This window comes from Paenalcaligenes hominis, assembly GCF_041359055.1.
Lineage (GTDB): Bacteria > Pseudomonadota > Gammaproteobacteria > Burkholderiales > Burkholderiaceae_B > Paenalcaligenes > Paenalcaligenes hominis_A.
On record NZ_JBGJKZ010000001.1, the window covers coordinates 503,165 to 527,043 of the forward strand.

20 protein-coding genes and 1 tRNA gene are annotated in these 23,879 nt (G+C 46.7%); 14 read left to right on the forward strand and 7 right to left on the reverse strand.

Annotation, left to right across the window (positions count from 1 at the left end; genetic code table 11):
* Position 1: 1 nt before the first annotated feature.
* The 3 genes from hemE (at position 2) to ACBP46_RS02320 (ending at position 5,435) form a co-directional block, all read left to right on the forward strand.
* Positions 2-1,078, forward strand: a complete 1,077-nt coding sequence (gene hemE / locus ACBP46_RS02310; protein WP_371015119.1) for a uroporphyrinogen decarboxylase — start codon at positions 2-4, stop codon at positions 1,076-1,078.
* Between the two features lie 277 nt (positions 1,079-1,355).
* Positions 1,356-3,413: a primosomal protein N' gene (locus tag ACBP46_RS02315; RefSeq protein ID WP_371015120.1), complete on the forward strand. Its 2,058-nt coding sequence runs from the start codon at positions 1,356-1,358 to the stop codon at positions 3,411-3,413.
* Positions 3,414-5,435, forward strand: a complete 2,022-nt coding sequence (locus ACBP46_RS02320) for a UvrD-helicase domain-containing protein (protein ID WP_371015121.1) — start codon at positions 3,414-3,416, stop codon at positions 5,433-5,435.
* A gap of 131 nt (positions 5,436-5,566) precedes the next feature.
* On the opposite strand, the gene ACBP46_RS02325 is transcribed toward ACBP46_RS02320, so the two are convergent.
* Positions 5,567-5,743, reverse strand: coding sequence for a hypothetical protein (locus ACBP46_RS02325; protein WP_371015122.1), 177 nt, complete (start codon positions 5,741-5,743; stop codon positions 5,567-5,569).
* A gap of 276 nt (positions 5,744-6,019) precedes the next feature.
* On the opposite strand from ACBP46_RS02325, the gene ACBP46_RS02330 reads away from it, so the two are divergent.
* Together ACBP46_RS02330 and ACBP46_RS02335 are read left to right on the forward strand one after the other, a co-directional pair.
* Positions 6,020-8,392 carry a xylulose 5-phosphate 3-epimerase gene (locus tag ACBP46_RS02330; RefSeq protein ID WP_371015123.1) on the forward strand — a complete coding sequence of 791 codons (2,373 nt, stop codon included), beginning with the start codon at positions 6,020-6,022 and terminating at the stop codon, positions 8,390-8,392.
* A gap of 127 nt (positions 8,393-8,519) precedes the next feature.
* The gene (locus ACBP46_RS02335; RefSeq protein WP_371015124.1) at positions 8,520-10,040 is read left to right on the forward strand and encodes a 3-hydroxyacyl-CoA dehydrogenase; all 1,521 of its coding nucleotides are present in this window, start codon (positions 8,520-8,522) and stop codon (positions 10,038-10,040) included.
* 77 nt (positions 10,041-10,117) lie between these two features.
* Here the strand turns inward: ACBP46_RS02335 and ACBP46_RS02340 are convergent, their stop codons facing one another.
* A complete protein-coding gene (locus ACBP46_RS02340) occupies positions 10,118-10,996 on the reverse strand; it encodes a c-type cytochrome (protein WP_371015125.1) in 879 nt (292 codons plus the stop codon).
* A 198-nt stretch (positions 10,997-11,194) separates the two neighbouring features.
* Here ACBP46_RS02340 and ACBP46_RS02345 point away from each other — a divergent pair.
* Positions 11,195-11,269: transfer RNA gene (locus ACBP46_RS02345), tRNA-Arg, on the forward strand.
* A 31-nt stretch (positions 11,270-11,300) separates the two neighbouring features.
* Here ACBP46_RS02345 and gshA read toward each other — a convergent pair.
* Complete coding sequence (gene gshA, locus ACBP46_RS02350; protein ID WP_371015126.1) at positions 11,301-12,878, reverse strand: glutamate--cysteine ligase; 1,578 nt, start codon at positions 12,876-12,878, stop codon at positions 11,301-11,303.
* 150 nt (positions 12,879-13,028) lie between these two features.
* Positions 13,029-13,265 (reverse strand): response regulator transcription factor, encoded by a 237-nt coding sequence (locus tag ACBP46_RS02355; protein WP_371015127.1) that lies wholly within the window; start codon positions 13,263-13,265, stop codon positions 13,029-13,031.
* Between the two features lie 272 nt (positions 13,266-13,537).
* Here ACBP46_RS02355 and metX point away from each other — a divergent pair, with 272 nt between their 5' ends.
* From metX to ACBP46_RS02375, 4 genes are read left to right on the forward strand one after another with little or no spacing between them, the layout of a single operon-like run.
* On the forward strand, positions 13,538-14,755 hold the full coding sequence (gene metX / locus ACBP46_RS02360; RefSeq protein WP_371015128.1) for a homoserine O-succinyltransferase MetX: 1,218 nt from the start codon (positions 13,538-13,540) through the stop codon (positions 14,753-14,755).
* Complete coding sequence (gene metW, locus ACBP46_RS02365) at positions 14,752-15,363, forward strand: methionine biosynthesis protein MetW (RefSeq protein WP_371015129.1); 612 nt, start codon at positions 14,752-14,754, stop codon at positions 15,361-15,363. The genes metX and metW overlap by 4 nt, the downstream gene beginning before the upstream one ends.
* A 12-nt stretch (positions 15,364-15,375) precedes the next feature.
* A complete protein-coding gene (locus ACBP46_RS02370; protein ID WP_371015130.1) occupies positions 15,376-16,614 on the forward strand; it encodes a muropeptide transporter in 1,239 nt (412 codons plus the stop codon).
* On the forward strand, positions 16,611-17,228 hold the full coding sequence (locus ACBP46_RS02375; RefSeq protein ID WP_371015131.1) for a trimeric intracellular cation channel family protein: 618 nt from the start codon (positions 16,611-16,613) through the stop codon (positions 17,226-17,228). Before ACBP46_RS02370 ends, ACBP46_RS02375 begins: the two co-directional genes overlap by 4 nt.
* A 2-nt stretch (positions 17,229-17,230) precedes the next feature.
* Here the strand turns inward: ACBP46_RS02375 and ACBP46_RS02380 are convergent, their stop codons facing one another.
* Genes ACBP46_RS02380 through eco form a run of 3 tightly spaced genes read right to left on the reverse strand, consistent with a single transcriptional unit; the run spans position 17,231 to position 18,842 of the window.
* The gene (locus tag ACBP46_RS02380; protein WP_371015132.1) at positions 17,231-17,968 is read right to left on the reverse strand and encodes an LrgB family protein; all 738 of its coding nucleotides are present in this window, start codon (positions 17,966-17,968) and stop codon (positions 17,231-17,233) included.
* Positions 17,955-18,317: a CidA/LrgA family protein gene (locus ACBP46_RS02385; RefSeq protein ID WP_371015133.1), complete on the reverse strand. Its 363-nt coding sequence runs from the start codon at positions 18,315-18,317 to the stop codon at positions 17,955-17,957. Before ACBP46_RS02385 ends, ACBP46_RS02380 begins: the two co-directional genes overlap by 14 nt.
* The gene (eco, locus tag ACBP46_RS02390) at positions 18,318-18,842 is read right to left on the reverse strand and encodes a serine protease inhibitor ecotin (protein WP_371015134.1); all 525 of its coding nucleotides are present in this window, start codon (positions 18,840-18,842) and stop codon (positions 18,318-18,320) included.
* 127 nt (positions 18,843-18,969) lie between these two features.
* On the opposite strand from eco, the gene ACBP46_RS02395 reads away from it, so the two are divergent.
* The 4 genes from ACBP46_RS02395 to ACBP46_RS02410 all read left to right on the forward strand — a co-directional run bounded on the left by ACBP46_RS02395 (position 18,970) and on the right by ACBP46_RS02410 (position 23,873).
* A complete protein-coding gene (locus tag ACBP46_RS02395) occupies positions 18,970-19,833 on the forward strand; it encodes an ATP adenylyltransferase family protein (protein WP_371015135.1) in 864 nt (287 codons plus the stop codon).
* Between the two features lie 491 nt (positions 19,834-20,324).
* The gene (locus tag ACBP46_RS02400) at positions 20,325-21,995 is read left to right on the forward strand and encodes a sodium:solute symporter family protein (protein ID WP_371015136.1); all 1,671 of its coding nucleotides are present in this window, start codon (positions 20,325-20,327) and stop codon (positions 21,993-21,995) included.
* Between the two features lie 14 nt (positions 21,996-22,009).
* The gene (locus ACBP46_RS02405) at positions 22,010-22,141 is read left to right on the forward strand and encodes a putative transporter small subunit (RefSeq protein ID WP_371015137.1); all 132 of its coding nucleotides are present in this window, start codon (positions 22,010-22,012) and stop codon (positions 22,139-22,141) included.
* A 145-nt stretch (positions 22,142-22,286) separates the two neighbouring features.
* On the forward strand, positions 22,287-23,873 hold the full coding sequence (locus ACBP46_RS02410) for an ABC transporter substrate-binding protein (protein ID WP_371015138.1): 1,587 nt from the start codon (positions 22,287-22,289) through the stop codon (positions 23,871-23,873).
* Positions 23,874-23,879 lie beyond the last annotated feature (6 nt).

Below are 23,879 nucleotides of genomic sequence, written 5' to 3' on the forward strand. Positions count from 1 at the left end.
CGTGTCATTACCCCAACTAAAAAACGATATTTTGTTGCGCTCTTTATTGCGCGAGCCCGTGCCTTACACTCCCGTCTGGCTGATGCGTCAAGCCGGTCGTTATTTGCCTGAATACCGTGCAACACGTGCGGAAGCCGGTTCTTTTATGGGGTTAGCGCAAAACAAGGAATACGCGTGCGAGGTCACCTTGCAGCCTTTACGTCGTTTTGATTTAGATGCGGCCATTCTGTTTTCAGATATTTTAACCATTCCCCATGCGATGGGTTTAGGCCTAGATTTTGTGCATGGTGAAGGTCCCCAGTTTGCGCATCCCATTAAAGACGAAGAGGATGTAAAGCGTTTAGCTGTTCCAGATATGGCTAAATTGCAATATGTATTTGATGCGGTTAATTTAATTCGCCGTGAACTAGATGGTAAAGTACCTCTTATTGGTTTTGCAGGTAGCCCATGGACTATTGCTTGCTATATGGTCGAAGGCCGTGGTTCTGTAGATTACCGTAAAATCAAAGGCATGATGTATGGTCGCCCTGACTTGGTTCATCAAATCCTTGAAATCAACGCCCAAACCACTATTGAATACCTCAACGAGCAAATCCGTGCTGGTGCTCAAGCAGCCATGATTTTCGACAGCTGGGGTGGTGTTATGGCTGACACCTTATTCCAAGAATTCTCCTTGGCCTACACCAAAAAAGTGGTTGATGGCCTTATCCGTGATAACGATGGCCGTCGTGTGCCTGTTATTGTTTTCACTAAAGGCGGTGGTCAGTGGCTCGAAGACATTGTTCAGTGTGGTGCTGATGCTGTAGGTGTGGATTGGACCGTTAATCTAACGCGTGCCCGTCAGCGTTTACAAGATCAGGTTGCTTTCCAGGGCAACATGGACCCAATGGTCATGTTTGGCGGTGCAGAGGCCGTCACCAAAGAGGTTCGTCGTGTTATTGATGATTTCGGTGTAGTAGGCAAGGGCGGTCATGTCTTTAACTTTGGTCATGGTATCTCTCAGTTTACCGACCCTGAAATGGTTAAAGTATTAGTGGACGAGGTTCACAGCTACAGTAAAAAAATGCATCAAGCCTAATAAAACAAAAGCGGCTTCGGCCGCTTTTGTTTCTTCCTCTTGCGCCCTTTTTCTCACAAGGAACCTGCTGTGAAGCTGTATCAAAAATTGATTGGTATTATGTTTTTAGGTTTATTTGCTGGGGCCGCATACGCTCAGACACTCAAGCAAAGTGGTGCTACTGTTCTTTCAGCCCAATTAGGTTGCAGCGCTCTAAGCGTCTACTGTAGTCAAAAGCATTTCCTCTCTAAAATGGTGCACAAGGGGTCTGTCTCAGGTTTAACATGGCGCTTTTAATATGACAGCGCGTTATTGGCTTCGAGTGGCATTGGATGTGCCTTTGCCCGATTTATTTGATTATTTTCATACCGAGCCGGTTGCCATAGGGGTGCGAGTCCTAGTTCGCTTTGGGCATCGGCAGATGGTTGGGATGGTGATAGAAACACCCGATCAGCCTGCATATGAAGCGGATCGCGTTAAAAGCATTGAACAAGTGCTAGCCGATTTGCCTCCTATGCCTGCATCATGGCTAACCATGGCACAGTTTGCAGCACGCTACTACCAACGGCCTCTAGGCGAAGTGGTTTTACCTGTGTTGCCTGCTCCATTACGGCGGCCTGCCGCATATACAGGGAAAAATGCTGCAGGTGGGCCAGTAGCACGCTTAATCGCACGGGAACAGAAAAAAACGGCATCCCCAAAAAAAATAATGCCACAGTCCGCACCAGAGCTGAATGCCGAGCAACAAGTCGTAGTAGATAGCATTGTACAAAGCCCACACCCTACGCGTTTTTTACTCTATGGTGTGACGGGTAGTGGCAAGACCGAAACCTATCTGCGTCTTGCGCTAGAGGTCTTAGCTCAGGGTAAACAGGTGCTATTTATGGTGCCTGAAATTAACCTAACCCCGCAGTTTGAAAAAACCTTACGTCAGCGCTTAGTTAGTGTTGACGGGCATCCTTATCCTATTGCCGTTATGCATAGCGGTTTGGCTGATGGCAAGCGATTGGCCTCGTGGTTAGCAGCAAGCCAAGGCAAGGCGCGTGTGTTACTAGGCACCCGCATGGCTATTTTTTGTCCTCTGCCTGAGCTAGGCTTAATTATTGTCGATGAAGAGCACGACGCTTCTTATAAACAACAAGATGGCTTACGGTATTCTGCGCGGGATTTGGCTGTATGGCGCGCACAGCAGCTAGGAATACACGTAATTCTAGGTTCGGCAACGCCTTCTTTTGAAAGTTGGCGTCATGCAGAGCAGGGGCACTACCAACTATTACGCTTAACGCAACGAGCCAAAGCGGTGGCATTACCTAGTGTACGACTCATTGACACGCGCCGCGCTCAACTCGAGCAGGGGTGGTCACCACAACTGCTAGAGGCTTTGCAAAGCACCTTAGACCAAGGGCAGCAGTCGTTAATTTTTCTTAATCGACGTGGTTATGCACCTGTATTGCATTGTGGTGCGTGTGGTTGGCTAAGCCAATGCCCTCATTGCTCTGCTTACTCGGTGCTGCATAAAGGGCATAAACACTACATGCAGTGCCATCATTGTGGCACCCAACAGCCAGTGGTCAGACATTGCCCAGATTGTGGACACGTAGATTTAAAACCCGTTGGTCATGGCACTCAACGTATCGAAGAGTTCCTAACAGATCGTTTTCCTAACGCCCGTATTCTGCGTATTGATGCGGATGCCACACGGCGTAAAGGTAGTGCAGAGCGCTTATTTGCTCAGGTGCATGCTGGCGAGGTCGATATTGTGATTGGCACACAAATGGTCTCTAAAGGTCACGATTTTAGCCGTCTGGCATTGGTAGGTATATTGAACGCCGACACCATGTTATTTGCCCAAGACTTTCGGGCACCCGAGCGTTTGTTTGCGCAGCTGATGCAGGTAGCTGGGCGTGCTGGTCGTCATCACGAGGGGGCCCAGGTTTTGGTGCAAACAGATTATCCCGATCAGGCGGTTTACCAAGCCTTAATCAAGCACGACTATGCACTTTTTGCCCATCATGAGCTACAGCAACGTCAGGCTGTTGGCTTACCGCCCTATGTGCATTTGGCACTTATTACCGCAGAGGCCAAAACCTTAGATCAAGCCCTAAGCTTTTTAAAACATGCCAAGCAATGGGCACAGCATCCCGACATGCCTGGTGCAGAACAGGTGTTTTTGTATGATGCTGTGCCACTACGTATTGTTAGGGTGGCTAATATCGAGCGTGCGCAATTGCTTATAGAAAGTCAGAACCGCTCTGCGCTACAAGCTTTCTTATGGGCATGGGGGGCTCAGCTAGACCAGTTAGCCAAACATTTTCGATGCAAATTTACCCTAGAAGTGGATCCCCAGGAAATATAAATGAGTGCTGCGTTAGGATTAAATCCGGCTCAGGCAGAGGCGGTGCGATACTTAGATGGTCCCGCTTTAGTATTAGCCGGAGCAGGTAGTGGTAAAACGCGAGTTATTACGCAAAAAATAGCTTATTTAATTGGCGAGTGCGGCTATAGTGCTAGGCAGATTACGGCTTTAACTTTTACAAATAAAGCGGCTCGAGAGATGGCCGAGCGTGTACATGGCTTAATAGAACGCCGCTTGGCACGGGGCTTAACTATTAGTACTTTTCACTCTCTAGGTTTAAAAATTTTGCGTGAGGAGGCTGAGCACGCAGGCTTAAAGCCGCGCTTTTCCATCATGGATGCCAATGATACCTTGGGTATTATTCAAGAAATTCTAGCTACAACAGATAAGGCTCGTTTACGAGCAGTACAGCAAGACATCTCTTTATGGAAAAATGCGTTATTAGGGCCTAATGCAGCGGCTCAGGCAGTGCAAACACCTAGCCAAGCCGAGTCCGCTAAAGTGTATCGTAGTTATGAGGAAACTTTACGTGCATATCAAGCTGTCGATTTTGATGATTTAATTCGTTTACCTACCGAACTGCTAGAGCAAAATGCCGAGGTGCGTCACCGTTGGCAGAAAAAAGTCCATTATTTATTGGTCGATGAGTATCAGGATACAAACACGTGTCAGTATCGTTTGGTACAGGCACTAGTGGGTGAACGAGCTATGTTCACAGCCGTTGGTGATGATGATCAGGCCATTTATGCTTGGCGTGGTGCTACGGTGGAAAACCTAGAGCAGCTTACAGTGGACTATCCGCAGTTAAAACTGATTAAGCTCGAGCAAAATTACCGTTCTTCTCAGCGTATCCTCGAGGCAGCCAACAACGTGATTGGTCACAATCCCGTGGTATTTGGCAAAAAGCTCTGGTCAGAATTAGGCTTAGGCGAGTCCATCCATATTAAAGACTGTGACGATGAGCAGTCCGAGGCACAGTGGGTAGGTATTAGTCTCTCTGCCGAGCAGTTTGAGCGCAAGGCAAAATGGGGGGATTTTGCGGTGCTGTATCGTAGTAACCAACAAGCACGCTTAATCGAGCAGCAGCTTCGTGAGCTGCGGATCCCTTATGTAATGAGTGGTGGTCAAAGTTTTTTTGATAAGGCTGAAATTCGAGATATCTTGGCTTATATCCGATTGATAGCGAATCATGACGATGACCCTGCTTTTATCCGAGCAGCTACCACACCTCGACGCGGTATAGGTCAAACCACATTAACTCAGTTAGGGGCAATCGCTGTAGCACATCAGCTTTCTATGTTTGAAGCCATCGAGGTAGCGGCTTTAACTGAGCAGCTAGCCGAGCGTCAGCACAAGCCACTGCAGGTTTTTCGTGAGTTTATTCTGCGCCTAACACGCAAGGCCGAACAAACGGGGCTAGAGGGGGCTGCGGTGTTGGATGAGCTTTTGTCCGCTATTAATTACGAGGGTTACTTATACGATGTATTTGATGACAAGCCCGCATTAGCGCGTTGGCATAATGTGTTGGAGTTCGTCGACTGGTTAAAAAGCAAAGCGGAGTCCGATGATATGAGCTTATTGGATTTATCACAGCATGTGGCATTGATCACGATGCTTGAGCGCAATGAGCAAGAAGACGAGGTGGATGCGGTGCATTTATCTACACTGCATGCAGCCAAAGGTCTAGAGTACAAGCATGTGTTTTTAATTGGCGTCGAGGAGGGGCTGCTGCCACACCTAGGCCGCGATGATGAGGATATACCTGTAGGCCAAGAAGAGCTTGTGCTAACCCAGCGTATTCAAGAAGAGCGTCGCCTCATGTATGTAGGTATTACACGAGCACAACGTAGCTTGCGTATTAGCTGGTGTAAACGACGACGTCGAGCCAAGGAGTACACCGTCAGAGAAAAATCACGCTTTATCCCAGAAATGGGTTTGGCTGAAGCCGCTATTGTTGAAGAGGCGCAGGCTCATATGACGCCTAAGCAGCGTTTAAGTATGTTGAAAGAGTTATTAAAGTAGAAAAAATAAAAGCACCACGATAATAAGTGGTGCTTTGCGCTTGGTATCCAGAGTACCGCTAAGCGGCGGTAGTCTTATTTAAGAACGAAGTGTTCCCAAATGTGGCTGAGCCTAGTTTAGGCTGTAGCTCTTTAATAAAACATACGAGAGTGAATACGAGCATCTGCCATACGTGCCTCGTATACTGCCTCGGATAAAGCAATCATCTTATTGCCAAAAGCTTTAGCAATTTTTTTGATCGTGCCACCAATGGTTGTCACTACATCTTTTAAGGATACAGCTTCGCCATTGCTTAGAGTCTGATCCATGATTGAACGCTCAATCGAATCGCTCTAGCGTGCGTCTTTTAAATTAGCATTTAGCGTTGCCATGTGTAAATCCTCAGTTAGAAAAGTCATTTAGAAACTGACAGTATCCATATTGTAGGGTTTTCCCTAGTGTCTAGTCAAGGGTAAACCCTAGGTTGTTGGTAAAGAACACAAAAGGCCAAGGCGAAGTACGCTATTTTATTTAGTAGGATGAAAGGTCTCGTCCTTAAAGGCGAGGGTGTCAATACAGGTATCTGATAACGACGAGGAAAGGCGATGAGTCAAACGAGAAAAAAATGGCAACAAGGTTACGGGCCTATTGAGCATAGCGAAGAAACACGTCAAGTTATTCATCAAATGGGGCAGCGCATGGTCGAGCTGAACTTGCAGCCTAACCTAGATACTTTTTATAAAAAGATGATTGCCTTAGACCGATTAACCGCTGCAGCGATGTGGTTAGTGATACACATGACCTATGCGAATCGAGTGCGAATGGATGGTCAGCCCCTAGAAGCAGAGGATTTTAAAACTCAACCCGAGGGGCATACAGGTGGAGCCTTAAATATGGTTCCTGCCTATGCTGCTTATATGACACTGAATGCTTTAACCGGTGAAACGAGGGCATGGTTGATGGGGCAAGGGCATAGCGTTGCCGCTGTTGATGCTATTAATGTTTTACTAGGAAATATGCATCCCGAGCAAAAAGAAGTGTATGGGCACGGGGAGACTGGTTTAAATCAATTGGTCCAAGATTTTTATGGTTATGCGCAGGCAGCAGACGGTTCAGCGGCTGCACCACTAGGAAGCCATGTGAACCCACACACAGCTGGTGGGTTGATTGAGGGCGGCTATCTGGGCTTTGCCGAGTTGCAATATGTGCATATGCCTTTGCCAGGTGAAAAATTAGTCACCTTTCTTTCAGACGGAGCTGCTGAAGAGCAACGCGGTAGCGACTGGATTCCACGGTGGTGGCGCGCCCATGATACAGGCATGCCTCTGCCTATTATGATTGCAAATGGGCGTCGGATTGAACAACGTACTCAAATGGGTACCTTAGAGGGACTCAGTAGTTTTATTGATCATTTAAAAGGGTGTGGATTTGACCCCATTGCGTTTGATGGGCGCGACCCAGCTATGTTTGTTTATGTGCTGTGGGACATGGAACAACGATTGGCGCAGCGCACTCAGGCCGTGCAAACGGGGCAGTTGCACTATCCAGTGAAAATCCCTTATGGGATTGCTCATACCACTAAAGGATTTGGTTTTTATGGCGCTGATGAGAATCGGGCCCATAACTTACCCTTGCCTGCTAATCCACGTTTGGATCAAGCCGCACGTGATTTATTTACGACTTATACGGCTCCTTTATGGGTGGCCCCTACAGAGCTTGACGAGAGCATACAGTTATTGCAGACGCATCAGCAACAAAATCGCGCTTTAGAGCGTGATAATGCTTTAGCAACACGACGTCCTGCGTTGCCCGTTTTGCCTGAAGTGCCTTATGAGGCTTTAGATACTAAGCTCAGTCCTATGACCGCAATGGACCGCTTCTTCGTCGAGTTAGTGCGTTTAAACCCAAGCTTACGGGCGCGGGTTGGCAACCCAGACGAGCTGGCGAGTAATCGTCTGAATTCGGTGTTACAGCACTTAAAACATCGAGTATCTGACCCTGAAAGCGCAAGCGAATCACTTACGGGCAATATTATTACTGCTTTAAACGAAGAGGCCGTGGTTTCGGCGTGTATAGGTAACCAAGCCGGTCTTAATCTAGTTGCCAGTTATGAGGCGTTTTGCGTCAAGATGTTAGGGGCATTACGGCAGCGCATTATTTTTGCACGTCAGCAGAAAGAAGTGGGGCGACCTGCACAATGGTTAAGCTGGCCTGTCATGGCTACCTCACACACCTGGGAAAATGGGAAAAATCAGCAGTCTCATCAGGACACCACATTTGCAGAAGCTCTCTTGGGGGAAATGAGCGATGTGTCTAAAGTGGTATTTCCAGCGGATTACAATAGTGTATTAGCGCTTTTACCAGGTATCTATCAATCACGCGGGCAAATTGTATGTATGGTTGTGCCTAAACGCGATCAAAAAACACGGTTTAGTGCCACGCAGGCTGAACAACTTGCTGAGGAAGGTGCACTAGTGGTGACTGAGCAGTCTGGAGAGCAGCCTGTTTTATTAATTGCCAACGGTAGTTACCAGTTAACTCAATTAGAGTTAGCGGCACAGCGCTTACATGAGCAAGGGGTTGGTTATCGGCTTGTGTATGTTCAGGAGCCGGGTCGCCTACGTCAACCTCGTGATGAGTACGAGGCCCAAGTGTTATTGGGCGCAGAGCAGTTCGACACGCTGTTTCCGGCGTCTTATGCTTATAGAGTCGCATTAACCCATATTCGACCCGAGGTGTTCAGGGGACATTTACCTACCCTTTTCCCCCAAGCACAATTCCAGCAGGTCTTGGGTTACAAAAATAGAGGAGGGACTCTAGATGATTTTGGTATGTTGTTTGCCAATCAGTCTACCTGGGCACATGCAGTCGCAGCTTATGCGCAATTAACGGGTATGGATTTAGCTCTATTTCTAAATGCAGAGGAACGGGCTGCTGTAGCAGGCAAAGGTGACCCAACTGTATTGCGGAGCGATTAAAAGCCAGAGTTGTTCAACCCACTGTACAGAAAGTACAGTGGGTTTTTTAAAGACTAAACATATTACATTTATTTGATATTATTCTTTTAATCCGTATCGTTTAGTTTTTCACTCCAGAGGAGACATTATGTCTGGAATACAAAAAATAGGCATTATTGGTGCAGGCGCGATGGGCCAAGGTATTGCTCAAATTGCCGCCCAAGCCAATTTGCAGGTCTTTTTATTTGATGTCAGTGCTGCTGCAGTCAGTAAGGCCCAAGCCCAGCTAACAAGCATTTGGGAGCGTCAAATAGAACGAGGGCGCATGAGTGTTGAGCAAGTCAAAGCTGCTCAAGCTCAAATTACAGCGTGTGCTACCTTAGAAGAAATGGCTGATGTTGATTTGGTGGTTGAGGCTATTGTAGAAAACCTCGAGGTTAAACAGGGGGTTTTCAAACAACTGGAAGCGCTTGTTAACGCTTCATGTATTTTGGCATCTAACACCTCTTCTTTATCTATTACAGCTATTGCACAAGCGTGTGAGCACCCAGAGCGAGTAGCCGGATTCCATTTTTTCAATCCTGTGCCATTAATGAAAGTCGTGGAGGTGATTGAGGGCTTGCGTACAGAGCCTGAGATCTGTGATGCGTTAGCTCAAGTAGCGCAGCGTATGGGCCACACGCCAGTCCGAGCCAAAGACATGCCTGGCTTTATAGTGAACCATGCCGGTCGTCCAATGAATATAGAAGGGTTAAAAATTGCCCAAGAGCAAGTCACTGACTTTGCCACGGTCGATGCCATTATGCGCGAGCAAGCTGGGTTTAGAATGGGGCCCTTTGAGCTCTTGGACCTTACCGCTTTAGATGTATCTCATCCTGTGATGGAGTCCATTTATCACCAGTTCTATGAAGAGCCACGCTTTAGGCCCTCTCCCATTACTGCCGTGCGTCATGCTGGGGGTATGTATGGGCGTAAAACAGGTCAAGGCTTTTATACGTATGTGAATGGCAAGAAGCAACTTCCCGAGCCGGTAGCTATACCTGCGTTAAACGGCGAAGTTAAAGTCTGGGTATTACCACACCACGAGGTGGGTTATGCACGCGCAACAGAGCTATTAGAGCGTTTAGGCATAGTAGTGGATGAAAGCGAACTGCCTCCTGATGATGCGCTGATTTTAATCACACCGTATGGCGAAGATGTAGCAACAGTGGTGGCTAATTTTGGCTTAGATGCGCAGCGCACCATTGCATTAGACACGGCTTTTGGTTTAGAGGCAGGTCAACGACGCGTCTTGATGCGCTCGCTTTTAACGACGGAAGACTGGGCCAACAAAGCCTTAGCTTTGTTTAGTCATGATCAGACCCCTGTGAGCTTGATTGAGGATTCAGCTGGTTTTGTAGCGCAGCGTTTGGTTGCGTCTATAGTTAATGGAGCGTGTGACATTGCCCAGCAAGGTATTGCGACCCCAGCTGATATTGATACTGCTGTTGCTTTAGGCTTGGGTTACCCTCAAGGTGGGCCCTTGTCATTAGGGGATGCGATAGGGGGAGACCTATTGTTAGAGATACTGCAATCTATGCAGCATATAACAGGCGATATGCGTTATAGGCCTAGTCTGTGGCTACAACGTCGTGTTCAGTTAAATACGTCATTGCGCACCACAGGCTAAGTAGACGACACGGTGGGGTGAATAAAAAAACCGAATGGTATTTACCATTCGGTTTTTTATTGATGTGCTGATTCTGCCTAGCGAGCGTCTTCGATCATGTACAAAATAGCGTCACGTAAATCGTCATCTGACGCATTCATTGCGGTACCACGGGGAGGCATAGCGCCCTTGCCCGCAATAGCAATTTGCAACATGGTATCTAGACCTGTTTCAATATAAGGTGCCCAGCTAGCGTTATCGCCGAATTTAGGTGCACCCGCTACCCCAGAACCATGACAAGCAAAACACGCTGCATCGTAAAGTTTTTTACCATTAGCGAGTTGGTCTGCGGTGGCAGCAGGGATGTCGTTGCCAGCAGCGGCAGTGTCCGCAGCAGGAGCGGTATCGGCAGCAGTGGCTTCAGCAGGAGCGGCGTCGGATTTCTCTGCGGCCACATCATCGCCGTCAGTGGGCTCATCGAAGTTAGCACCCGCTGCATTGGCCATATAAACCATGGCGCGTTCTACTTCGATGTCCTCGAGAGCAGTGTTACCGCCTTTGGCTGGCATAGCGCCTTTACCATTTAAGGCGACTTGCAGCATGGCTTCGTAACCGGTTTGAATATAAGGAGCCCACGCTGCGCTATCGCCGAATTTAGGCGCACCCGCTACGCTGGCTGCGTGACAGGTTGTACAGGTAGTATCGTAGACTTCTTTACCTGATTTTAAGGGGAGATCGCCCTCGACTACGGCCAAAGCAAATTTAGCGACTGGCTGAATACGAGCAGATACGCTTTCGGTGTGGTCTGAGCGTGATTTACCAGTACGTAAGTCATTGGTGTTGATGTCGATGTAATACATGGCTGCACCAACAACGACCAAGAACAAAATAGACAACCAGAAAATACGGGCTGGATTTTTGACTTCTATGGTGCTTTTGCTATCGTTGTTGTGAGGTTGTTGTTCCGTAAGGCTCATAGTCGGATCCTGCGAAATCGTACAAAGTGGGCGGGCTGACTACTGTTTAGGACGTCGCCACAAAAATAAAGGAGAGTTACTAACCCATAATTATAGCGGAGTAAGCGCACTATAGGGATAGGGTCTGGGGGGCTAAATTCAATCTATAATAAAAATAGCTCAACAAAAAGCATTATACGGGTTAAAATGCTTTATTAGGCGCCCGTAGTTCAATGGATAGAATTAGAGTTTCCGAAGCTCTCGATACAGGTTCGATTCCTGTCGGGCGCGCCATCTATTTTAGCTAATCGCTTATTTCATCTGTTTAGCCTTTAGCCATCTCTAGCTTTTTCTCAAAAGCCAATACAAACTCCTCAAAACTTTGCCCGGCCTCGTTGGCCTCGACTTGCTCTTGCTGTAGTAGTGACTCGTTGGCTTCTTTTGTTAGGGCTTCTAACGCATCCGACGCTATTTCTTGCTCAAGCAAAGCCATCTTATGTGCTTGACTCTGGGCATAGGTGAAATCTACAAAGCTTAGACCCGAGGCTTTAACTTGATGTAAAAGCTGCGCAGAAGGACAGAGACTAGCGTCTTGTACTTTGGCGAATTGTTCTTGTAATGCGTCTTGGTAATAGGTATGCCCTGTGCCTTTGTCGAACAGCTCTACATAAGGCTGCATAGCAATTAGGATTTCCTCTGCCCAGCTTTTTAATTCGACATCTTGTTTGCACTGGTTCTTTAAGAGCAAACCGGGTTTACGCCCTTCGGTAACGACCAAAGCAAAGTTGTTTTTACTGTCTTGACAGAAGCCCCCATCTGGGAAAATAGGGCTTGGTTCGGCAGCACAGAATAATAAAAAAGCATCTAAAAAGCGCGACGATGCCGCCGACAAACCAATGGGGTCAAACGGATCAATATCGAGACAACGTACCTCTATATACTCTACGCCACGATTAGCTAAGGCAGTAGCAGGGCGCTCAGTTGATTTAGGCGTGCGCTTGGGGCGAATGTTCGAGTAGTATTCGTTTTCGATTTGTAAGATATTGGTGTTGAGTTGAATCCACTCACCATCACGGTGTGTACCAATGGCGGCGTAGGCAGGCCAAGAAGTAGTCGCCGCGCGGCGCATACGTAATAAAAACGTGTCTAAATCGTTGTAGCAAAGTTGCAGTTCTGCTTGAGCTTCTTTGTTTTGGTAGCCTAAGTTGCTCATGCGCAAACTTGTAGCCCAAGGAAGGTAGTACGAGTCAGGGCCAAGTTGCTCTAGGGGAAGATCGTGCCCATGCAGAAAGTCTTTGGACACAATAGGTGATGCCCCAAACAGGTACATAAGTAGCCAAGAAAAGCGCGTGAAATTTCGGATTAAAGCCAGATATCCGTTAGAGCGCTGCTCTTGAAGGGTATGCCCCTCTGTTTCTAATAATGCCCAAATCTGATCGGGTAAGGAGTAGTTGTAATGCACACCAGCAATACATTGCATACGTTTTCCATAACGTTCTGCTAGTCCGCGGCGATACACATTTTTAAACAAACCGGAGTTAGAGGTGCCATACCAGCCAATTTGAATCTCAGACTCGGGAGGCAAATACGCTGGCATGGATTGGTTCCACATGATTTCTTCGCCTATGTGTTGCGCGACGAATTGATGCACATGCAACAAATCAGACTGTAGACCCTCTACTGAAGAGCGAGGACTAGTGATGAGCTCTAATAAGGCTTCAGCATAATCAGTGGTGATATGACCATTGCATAAAGCAGAGCCTAATGAACGTGGGTGAGGGGTGGCACTTAAAGAGGCCTGAGTATCTACACGTAAGCCTTCTTTTTCAACTCCACGACGAATATCACTAAGTAGAGTTAAATTAGATGCTAGTTTTTTTATGTGATTCTGGCTTAATGTCATTACCTAAGTTCGCTTATAACTGGCTAAATATGCCGTTGATTGTAATGCGCATTCAGAATAAAGGGAAAGACATCTGGCAAGGACAAGGGTTATCAGACGAACTGAAAACCCTTGGGTATAAGTGGAAAATAATGCCGTATTGGCCTAGAGCTACGAGTGTCTGGATGGGATGGTGGGGTTTGGTAAAGGCAACAAGGAATGAGTCAGTGCTTTAGCTATAGCTGCTGGTCGGCTTGATACGTTGAGTTTAATAAAACAATTGCGAATGTGGAAATTAACGGTATGGCGGCTTAAACCCAAGATATAACTAATTTCCACCGAAGTTTTGCCTAGAGCGACCCAGTACAAACATTCTCTTTCTTTAGGGCTTAAGGGTATTTTTCTCATGTTATTGCATCCTTAAATCAAAAAGTCGTAAAAATGTATCTAAAGATTTCTCATAGTGTCTAATATTTGTGTTTTTCTACAAATTATTCAAGTGTTTTGTCTTTAGGATTAATCCTTACGTAGTTGTCACAGTAGGCAATAAGGTGATCTTGCTGCTAGTTCCGCCTGTATTTTGTTGTTCAAGGTGGTAAACTCATTATTTCTTATTGTTGGCGCCGATTTGCTTGATCCGCTTGCGGGCGCTCCATAAATCCAGCTAAAGAGGTCCATAAATGGTCTCGACATCTATTACTGATACATCAATTTCTATTCCCCAGGGCTCGGTGGGGGTGGTTCTTTCCGAGTTTATTCAATTTGACGAACCGTTACGTTTATCTAGCGGTCAAGTCCTGCCTCAGTACGAATTAGCTATACAAACCTATGGTCAACTTAACCGCGATCACAGCAACGCGGTGTTGATTTGTCACGCCTTAAATGCCTCCCATCATGTGGCAGGCTTCGACGCTCAAAACCCAGATAGTGTGGGCTGGTGGGATAATATGGTTGGACCAGGCAAGGCGCTAGATACTGATCGTTTTTTTGTGATTGGTGTCAATAATATTGGTTCCTGCTTTGGGTCAACAGGGCCTGCGTCTATTAATCCCGCAACAGGCGAACCATGGGGGGCAAGTTTCCCTATGCTTACTGTAGAAGACTGGGTCCATGCTCAAGCCCGTTTGGCGGATTACTTGGGCATAAAAAAGTTTGCTGCCGTGATGGGCGGGTCTTTAGGTGGCATGCAAGCACTAAGCTGGGCTATTACCTGCCCTGACCGCGTAGAAAACTGTATTGTTATTGCCAGTACCCCCCGATTAAGCGCACAAAATATTGCGTTTAACGAGGTCGCGCGTCGTGCCATTATTACCGACCCCGAATTTCATGATGGGAATTACTATAAACACCAAACCGTTCCCACCCGTGGTTTATCTGTCGCACGCATGCTTGGTCATATTACGTATTTGTCAGACGAGGTCATGGCAGAAAAGTTTGGTCGCGCTCAACGCAACCCCAACGATAGCGGTCAATACCGCTATAACTACGATGTGGAATTCGAGGTTGAGTCTTACTTGCGCTATCAGGGTGAAAAGTTTTCAAAATACTTTGATGCAAATACGTATTTGCTTATTACGCGTGCATTGGATTACTTTGATCCAGCGCGTCATGTGGGCGGGGATTTGGCTCGTAGCTTGGCCCAAGTTACGGCGCGTTTTTTAGTGGTGTCATTTACTACGGATTGGCGTTTTACACCCGAGCGTTCCCGAGAAATTGTGCAGGCGTTGTTAAAAAACAAAACCAGTGTTACTTATGCTGAGATCGATGCACCTCACGGTCATGATGCTTTCCTGCTGGATGACCGACGTTACCATGGTGTGGTTCAAGGCTATTACGATCAAATTGCAGAACAATTAGGCTTAGGTGCGCGTCAACGCACAACAGGAGTATTAGCATGACGGCTGTAAGCTTAGCGCAGCGTCCAGATTTGGTCCGTATTGCCAGTTGGATTAAGCCTGCGTCCGATGTATTGGATCTAGGCTGTGCCGACGGCAAATTGCTTGCGTATTTACACCATGCCAAGCAGGTGCATGGTACAGGCATAGAGCGAGACCCCGAGGCAGTGGTTGCTAGTGTGCGTCGTGGCGTAGCGGTAGTGCAGCAAAACCTTGAGGAAGGCTTAGCTTTGTTTGAGGACCAGCACTTTGACACGGTAGTGCTTTCTAAAACCTTGCAATCCATGCTGAACACCGAACATATCTTGCGTGAAATGGCGCGGGTTGCTCGTTATGGCATTGTGTCTTTTCCAAATTTTGGTCACTGGAGCCACGGTTTGTCTATCTTAGCGGGTCGTATGCCAGTTTCTAAAGAAATGCCTTACGAGTGGTATAACACGCCCAATATTCACCTGTGCACTTTACGTGATTTCCAAGATCTGGCTAAGGCCTTAGGGTTACGTATAACGGATCGAGTAGTATTTAACGGCAAAGATGAGGTGAGTCTGTTGCCCAGCTTACGTGGTACGTTGGCTGTTTATCGATTTGAGTCGCCCTTTGCTCACTCTTAGCTCGGTGCTCTTGTGTCCCATGTTTATCTAAGCTCTCGCGTTTTTCCTTTACTTATTCTTGGCTTTGCAAGCGGTTTGCCTTTGGCTCTGACCAGTGGCACCTTACAAGCATGGGCCACGGTTGCTAATGCCCCCCTTACTCAGATTGGTTTTTTAACTTTAGTAGGTTCTGCCTATACGTTGAAGTTCTTATGGGCTCCGCTTATAGATCGCTATGCCATCCCTTTATTAGGGCGTCGCCGAGGCTGGATAGCCCTAAGCCAATTGCTCTTGGCTGCATCTATTTTTTTGATGGGGGTATTTAACCCATCCGAGCAGTTGGGTTGGATAGCCCTGGTGGCCGTGTTTGTGGCCTTTATGTCAGCCACTCAAGACATTGCTTTTGATGCCTATAGTACAGATGTTTTGCGCAGTAACGAGCGTGCAGCAGGGGCAGCCGTTAAAGTTCTAGGGTATCGCTTAGCCATGATTTTTTCTAGCGGTTTGGCCTTGGTTATTGCCGATCAATGGCTAGGTTGGAACGGCATGTATATGATGATGGGTGGGGTCATGGCGCTGTGCGTGGTCGCTACCTTACTGGCCCCCGAGCCCGAGGTGACTGTTGCTCCACCTCGCACCTTACGTTTGGCTGTGATCGAGCCGCTTATCGAGTTTTTTAGACGACCCGAAGCCCTTAGTATTTTGGTTTTGATTGTCTTATATAAACTAGGTGATGCTTTTGCGGGGGCTCTGTCTACCACCTTTTTAATTCGTGGTGCCGGGTTTAGTGTCTCCGAGGTGGGCACAATCAATAAAATCTTTGGCTTGGCAGCGACCATTATTGGAGCGTTGATCGGTGGGGCTTTGATGGATCGCTTAGGCTTATATAAATCATTAATGCTCTTTGGCTTACTGCAGGCGGTGTCGAATTTAGGTTATTGGTATTTAGCGATTAGTGATCAAAATTTATACTGGATGGGGGCGATTGTTGCCCTAGAAAACCTGTGTGGCGGCATGGGTACAGCCGCTTTTGTGGCTTTACTAATGGCTTTATGTAATCAACAGTTTTCTGCCACGCAGTTTGCCTTACTTTCGGCTCTGTCTGCCGTAGGGCGTACGTATTTAGCGGGGCCTTTAACACCCCCTTTAGTGGAATCGTTAGGCTGGCCGACGTTCTTTCTATTAACGGTGGTGCTGGCTTTACCGGGTTTATGGCTTTTGCGGCGCAAACGAGCCGCGATTCTTTCTATGGATAAGCACAAAGCGTCATGATGCTCCTTGTTTTCTATTTGATTGCCATTACTGCAGAGGCCATGACGGCTGCTTTAGCTGCGGGGCGACGTGATATGGACTGGGTGGGAGTATGTGTAATTGCGTGCATTACGGCATTAGGCGGTGGGTCGGTGCGTGATGTGCTCTTAGGACATTACCCGTTGGTTTGGGTGGCTAATCCTGAGTATTTATGGATGACAGCAGGGGCTGCTTTGTTCACTGCTTTTACCGCACGTATGATGCGTCATTTACATAAGCTATTTTTGGCTTTAGATGCTTTAGGCTTGGTCACCTTTACGGTTTTGGGTTGCCAAATAGGGATTGAAATGGGGCTACCTGTCACTATTATTTTGCTAAGCGGTATGCTGACGGGCTGTGCAGGGGGCGTGCTACGTGACATTTTATGTAATGACATTCCTTTGCTGTTTCGCAAAGAAATGTACGCCAGTGTCTCGATGGTGACAGGGGGACTGTATATGTTGGCGATTCATTACGAGCTACCAGAGTTAGCCAGTATGTTGGTGCCCATGGGCATAGGGTTGATGCTGCGCTTTTTAGCCCTGCGTTTTAACTGGCAAATGCCACAGTTTGTGTATAGAGACGATTGGAAATAGTCTTAGAGCCATTGCAGTGCAACCAATGCTTGCACAACAAAAGGCATAAATAAAGCGGTTAATACGCCAGTTACACTCATGGCTAAAGCAGAAAATGCTCCCATTCCCTCATCAATTTGAATAAGGCGCGCCGTGCCAATGGCATGGGCGGATACGCCCATCGCTACCCCTCTAGCAGCAGGCTCATCAATACGCAATAAGTAAAAAACGGGTAAAGCTATCACACTACCAATAATGCCAGTAAGAGCGACTGAGACTGCTGTTAAAGAAGGGCTACCCCCAAAGTGCTCTGAAATTGCCATAGCAATAGGCATGGTGGTCGATTTAGGCAATAACGAGACGACAAGCTCGGGGCTGGCTCCTAAGCTTATGGTGAGTAAAGCGCTGCTTAATAAACCGGTTAAGGCACCTATAACTAAACTAATGCTAAGTGGACGCCAGAGTGCAACCAGTTTAGGCAATTGATGATAAAGCGGAATGGCTAAGGCTACTGTTGCGGGCCCAACCAGAAAGTGAAGTAGCTGCACGCCAGAAAAATACGTTTCATAGTCAGTTTCAGTTAGTAAGAGCAGAGCAACTATTGCACATACGGAAGTGAAAACGGGCAAGACCAAAGGGTTTTGATGCAGACGTTGATATAGCTTAACGGTAGCTATGTACACCACTAAGGTCACGGTTAGCCAAAGTAATGGACTGGTATGTAATGCCTCCCAGATGGGGTGTAGACTAGAGGGATTCATGAGTACGACGACGTTTTAAAAACCAAGATAAACAATAAGCAGTAATCATCTGTGTAATAAGCGTGCCGACTACACCCGCTACAATAAAAGGCAACCACTCTTTTTTCAATTGCCCAAACGATAGCATCACACCCGCCACAGCAGGGATGAAAAGCAACATAAGATGAGAAACCAGCCAGCTTGAAGTGGTCGCTAAGGCAGGGGGCACCCGTTTGCGTATGATCAGGGTAATGAAGAGCATCAACATACCGGCTAGCGGGCCAGGCAAAGGGATAGAGAACAGGCGCACAAGCACCTCACCTGCTAGTTGAAAAGCTAACAGGGTCATCAAAGCAATAATAAAAGGCATTTATTCAGTTATAGCGGTGTTATATGGAGTAGCAACCCAAGTACGCCAGCGTAGTTCAAGCCCTTGGGGTAAGTACACCACAACGGGTAAGTTGCTGTTGTATTGTAATAAAGATCCGTTACTTTGGACGGGAACAAACTGCAGCGAGAGTTTGTCATCAGGACAAGCCATTTTGTTACTAACTGGCCCTTCGAGGTTTTTTAGCTCGTAATAATTGTAACCCCAGCCTTCTAGGGTTTTTTCTTCAAATTGACCACTGTAATGGCTTGGGTTGCAGTCCATTTCTTGGACTTTACCTGCTAAGAGCTCTATTTTGAGATTGTTTTCATAGTTGCCTATGGGCAGATGTATTACATGACGTTGATAGCCAGATTGAGGCGCTGGAAAAGCGTCTAGCACAGAGCTGCTGCTAGGTTCAGTGTCTTCGACAGGGACCTCCTGGGCATTGAGGGTGCTGAAAAAACAGCAGGCCAATGCAATACCTAAGGGTTTAAGCCATGTGTGTAATTGCGTAGAGTGCAGCATAATAAAACTCTATAAAAGAAGAAGCGACCAAGACAGAAATGCGCAATACCGTATTGCTAAAGCTCAATGGCCTCATCAAATTAAAGGTGGTCTGCCGTTAATTCAGACCGTAAAACTGGAGGGACTCATGATGACGTCGTTTATGCAAAGCATAAATGCATGCATGGAACACGCTTTACAAGCAGGTGTGTTACAACCTATTGAATTTCATGCCGAGGCAGTTCCAACTCACGATGTGAACTTTCAAATTTGTTGGGTACCTGCTTTGTCTATAAAAGCAAACGGAACGCCAAAAGGCTTTCCGGGCAGTGCTCACGATGCCAATTTTAACCCGTTTTTGCCACCTGATCCTACCTTAACCGTCGGCAGACTAGGCGACTACCACCATGCTGTTTTAAATAAATTCCCTGTATGTGCTCAACATCTGGTGATACCGCGTGTTGATTATGCGGATCAGCGTAGCCGTCTACAGTACGAAGATTTTTTGGCTTTAACTTTGCTCTTAACAGAGTACGGTGGCTTGGGTTTTTTCAATGGCGGCCCAGAGGCTGGCGCTAGTCAACACCATTTACATGTACAGTGGTTACCCGATGCTCCTACAAATGCCAGTTTAATCCCTTTTGTTAAAGACTTAGACCCCGAGCTCGAATACCAAATACAGCAGCAGCGTCATTGGCCTTTTCCCCATGCTTTTGTTTATATAGAACCGTCTTCCGACCCGTATGAGTATGCCCGAGACCTGTATCAGAGCTACCAGCGTATATGCCAGCAGATGCAATTACAGCCATGTACCCAAGGGTTTATGCCACCCCTTAATTTACTCATCCAACAGGGCTGGCTCTTAATTGTACCCCGTAGCCAAAACCACATTAACGACATTTCTTTAAACGCGCTGTCGTTTGCAGGTGTTATTTATGTACGCGAAAAAGAGCACATTGATTTTGTTAAAAAGCAGGGCATATTGCATGTTTTGGCAGCCGTTTCCACCTAGTTACAGCTTGGCTCCTTTCTTGACAAAGATTAAATGCCTATGCTAAGGTTTGCCTGTATTTTGCATAAGTTGGTTAGTTTTTAACCAGTTTATGACCAAGAGCAGGTGCATAATAAATGAATTTGTTTTTATATAGGTTTCATTTCTTATTCACCTTCATTTGTAGTGGCATACGTCACTAGGCTCTTAGAGCTGAACACACGCTTAACCTTTGTAACGATATTCGTTCGAAGCGTTCCAAAAACACTCCGCCCCTGAAAAGGTGGACGAATTAACATTGTCCCAGCGGGACAATAGCCTTTGCGTCACGGCTTCCTGTAATTCCTCTCCTTCTTTCGAAGGGGCGTAGTTGCGTACCTAGGGTACGTGCAGTGTGTGCTTCAGTGTGGGGTTCGTGCCGCCCACCGTATTGATGCGCAAACGGCGCCTTGCCAAACATCTATGTATAAATCCAAAAAAGATGTGGCTCACGCAGAAGGGTTAGAAGAAAAATGGGAGAAACTGAGTTTTTTCAACTCAAAACATCCACCGCATTACTGTTGCTGGTTGGGTTCTATGTGTTGACGTTTTTAATGTCACTAATGATCAGTCGCCGTAATGAGAACGTGGATGGTTACATGGTCTCAAACAGTGCCGTTGGGTTTGGTTTGTCGGCGGCGAGTATGATTGCAACGTGGATTTGGGCAGCTTCTTTTTATGCTAGCGCAACCTCGGGTTTCAAGTATGGCTTGTCCGGCCCCATTCACTATGGGTTCTGGGGCGCTTTGATGATCTTGTTTATTTATCCTTTTGGGCGCCGCTTTAGAAAGCTCGCTCCCGAAGCGCATACGCTTGCTGAAGTCATTCATGCACGCCACGGCCGTTCCAGCCAGTTGATTATGGCTGGTTCAAACTTGGTAGGTAGTTGTATTAGTTTGATGGTGAACTTTACTGCTGCAGGAGCATTAGTTTCAGTATTGAGCCCATTAAGCTTTATTCAAGGTGTGTTAATTGCTGGCTTAGGCGTGTTGTCTTATACTTTGTGGTCTGGATTTAGGGCCTCGGTATTAACAGATTTTGCTCAGCTTGTTGCCATGATTTTGGCTGCAGTTGTTATTATTCCTTTGATTTTTTATAACGCAGGCGGCACTGATTTTCTTGCTGACAATATGTGGCGCTTGAGTGCAGAGCAGGCCAACTTCTTTTCTACTACAGCCATATTAGAGCAAGGGGCTCCGTACTTTGTCGCTGTATTGGCCTATGCCATTGGTAACCAGACCATTGCACAACGCTTGTTTGCAGTACGTGAGGATTTAATTCGCTCTACCTTTTTAACCGCTACGGTTGGATATGGTGCAGTGGTTATTGGTTTGGGGATGTTGGGCTTATTAGCTTTGTTTGCTGGCATTCAGCCTGCTAACGGTGATATGAACAATATCATTCCTCAGATGGCCTCTATGTATTTGCCGCCCTTGGGCATTGCACTATTTTTTATTTTAGTGGTGGGTTCGCTGTCTTCTACCGCAGATGCTGATTTATGTGCTCTTTCAGCCATTGTGATGACAGACATTTACGGTAAGAACGTGGCTAAAGGCAAACCGAATCCTCAACGTATGTTGTGGTGGGGGCGCTTTACCATGATTATTGCAACGATGTTAGGCGTGGTGTTTGCTAGTTTGCGCTTAGATATTCTCGTGATGCTCGTTTTTGTTGGGGCATTATGGGGAGCCATTGTGTTTCCAGTGATTGTTAGTTTTTATTGGGATCGTGTGACAAACCGTGCTTTCACTACCTCAGTCGTTAGTGCCGTGCTTTTGTTCACATTGGTTCGCTTTGAACTGGTTCCATTAACAGGCGCAATAGGAGTGTTCTTTGAGCTGGCAGCATCTATTGGTGCAGGTGTAGTAGCGGGTTTAATGGCATTTGCTTTCTTTCCCCGTGTAGTAGCTATTGTGGTTGCTGCTATTGTTAGCTTTGTATCGATGTACTATTTTGTTGGGTTTTTACGTGACTACACAGTTTTGTTAGGCTCGTTAACTTCTTACGGCGTGAGTGCTTTCGTTTGTGTAGTGATGAGCTGGAGAAGCACTGAGCGTTTTGACTTTTCTGTGTTGGCCGAGCGCGTTACGGCTTTCCATGAAGAGCAAGAAGCGGTGATGGCTATTACTCAACCCCAAAACTAATTAAGAGGTATTCCATGAACTTAACTGCCTTATCCATTTATATTTTAATTTGGCCGGTGATGTCTGCAGGAATACTGGTCTTATTGCTGGTTTCTTTGTTCAGAGATATTCGCGCCGCAAAGCGTGAAGGACGAGAAATGCTCTAAGCCTATTCTTGGCAAATCACAAACCCCTAAGTATGACTTAGGGGTTTTTTCATGAATAAAAGCACGACACAAGACAGGCTGATTAAAATACAGCTACTATGAGGGTGTAAAAGTAACCTCTGTACGCTATTTTTAGGAGAACAGCATGACTCTATTCACTAAGGGCAAGAGAGGGGTTATTCGCCTAGTCTACGTTATAGGGCTTAGTGTTTCAGCACTACAAGCACAAACATTGACAGTAGCTCTTCAGGAGGAGCCCACGGCTATTGATCCGCACTATCAGTCATTTACGCCTAATGTGCAGTTGGCAGCCACGTTGTTTGACCCTCTAGTAAGAAAAAATAGTCAGTCTGTGGCGGTTCCTGCTTTGGCTCAATCGTGGCATGTGGAGGGCAATACGTGGACTTTTTATTTACGTCCCAATGTATTGTTTAGTGATGGCTCTCCTTTTACTGCAGCCGATGTGGTTTACAGCTATGAGCGTGTGTTTAAGATCCGTAATAGCCCGTCTTCTTATGCGCTGTATTTGAGTCAAGTCAAAAAAGTAGTCGCTTTAGATACGCACACGGTCCAAATTGAAACAGATGGCCCTGCACCGGTATTGCTTGCTAATCTGGCTATGATTCCTATTTTATCGCAGCGTTTGGCACAACAAGAGGGTGTAGCCGACTCAGATCAGGCTCCTTTGGATCGAACTCATGCCTTAGCCGGTACCGGACCTTACCAGCTTGATTACTGGCATAAAGGCACCGAGCTTGTATTAACCCGCAATCCGCATTATTGGGCTGATAAACCCTCCTGGAATCGCGTGGTGTTCAAGCCAATTGTAGATGGGCATAAACGGGTTGAGGCATTGGTAACAGGGGTGGTGGATATGATTGAAGCACCTCCTGTGGCGGATATAGCCCGTTTAGAAAAAATGCCAACGATTTTTATTCAAAAAATGCCGTCATTACGTTTGATTTACATTAGCTTAAATCAGGGGCCAGAGTTGCCCAATGGTATTAAAGGCACCGATGGCAGAAATCCATTGTCAGATCAACGGGTTCGAAAAGCGTTGTCACTTGCTATTGATCGTGAAGCCTTAGTTCAACAGGTTATGCAGGGTGTAGCTCAGTCCGCAGGCAATTTATTGAGTTATCCAAATTTTGGTACGAATGAACGCTTTGCTTTAGCGCCTTTGCCTGATCTAGAGCAAGCACGAAAACTATTAAAACAAGCGGGCTATCCGAATGGTTTTACTCTATCGTTAGGAGCCCCAGTGGGGCGTTATCGTAATGACGAGCATTTAGCCCAGGCTATTGCCAGTATGTGGGCTCAAGTAGGGGTAGAGGTCAATGTAGAGCTATTTACACCAGCGCTATTTTTTAAGCAACGTGATCAGTATGCATTTAGTAGCTATTTATCAGGCTGGTCGGCAGTGACGGGGGAGATGAGTAACCCATTAATAGCTTTAACTATGACCCCCGATCCTGCGCTAGGGCACGGTATTACCAACTGGAGCCAGTACAGCAACCCGCGCTTAGATGAGTTAATCCGTCAATCTATGCGCACCTTGGATGAGGATCAGCGAGCTGTTGTGCTTGAGGAGGCGTCCGCCGAAGTGCTCAATGATTATGGCATTTTGCCTATTTTATTTGAGTTATCAACTTGGGCTATGAAACAAAACATACGCTATGACGGTCGAGCAGATCAGTTTACCTTGCCCCAAGACGTCTACCCGAATGAATAAGGCCCA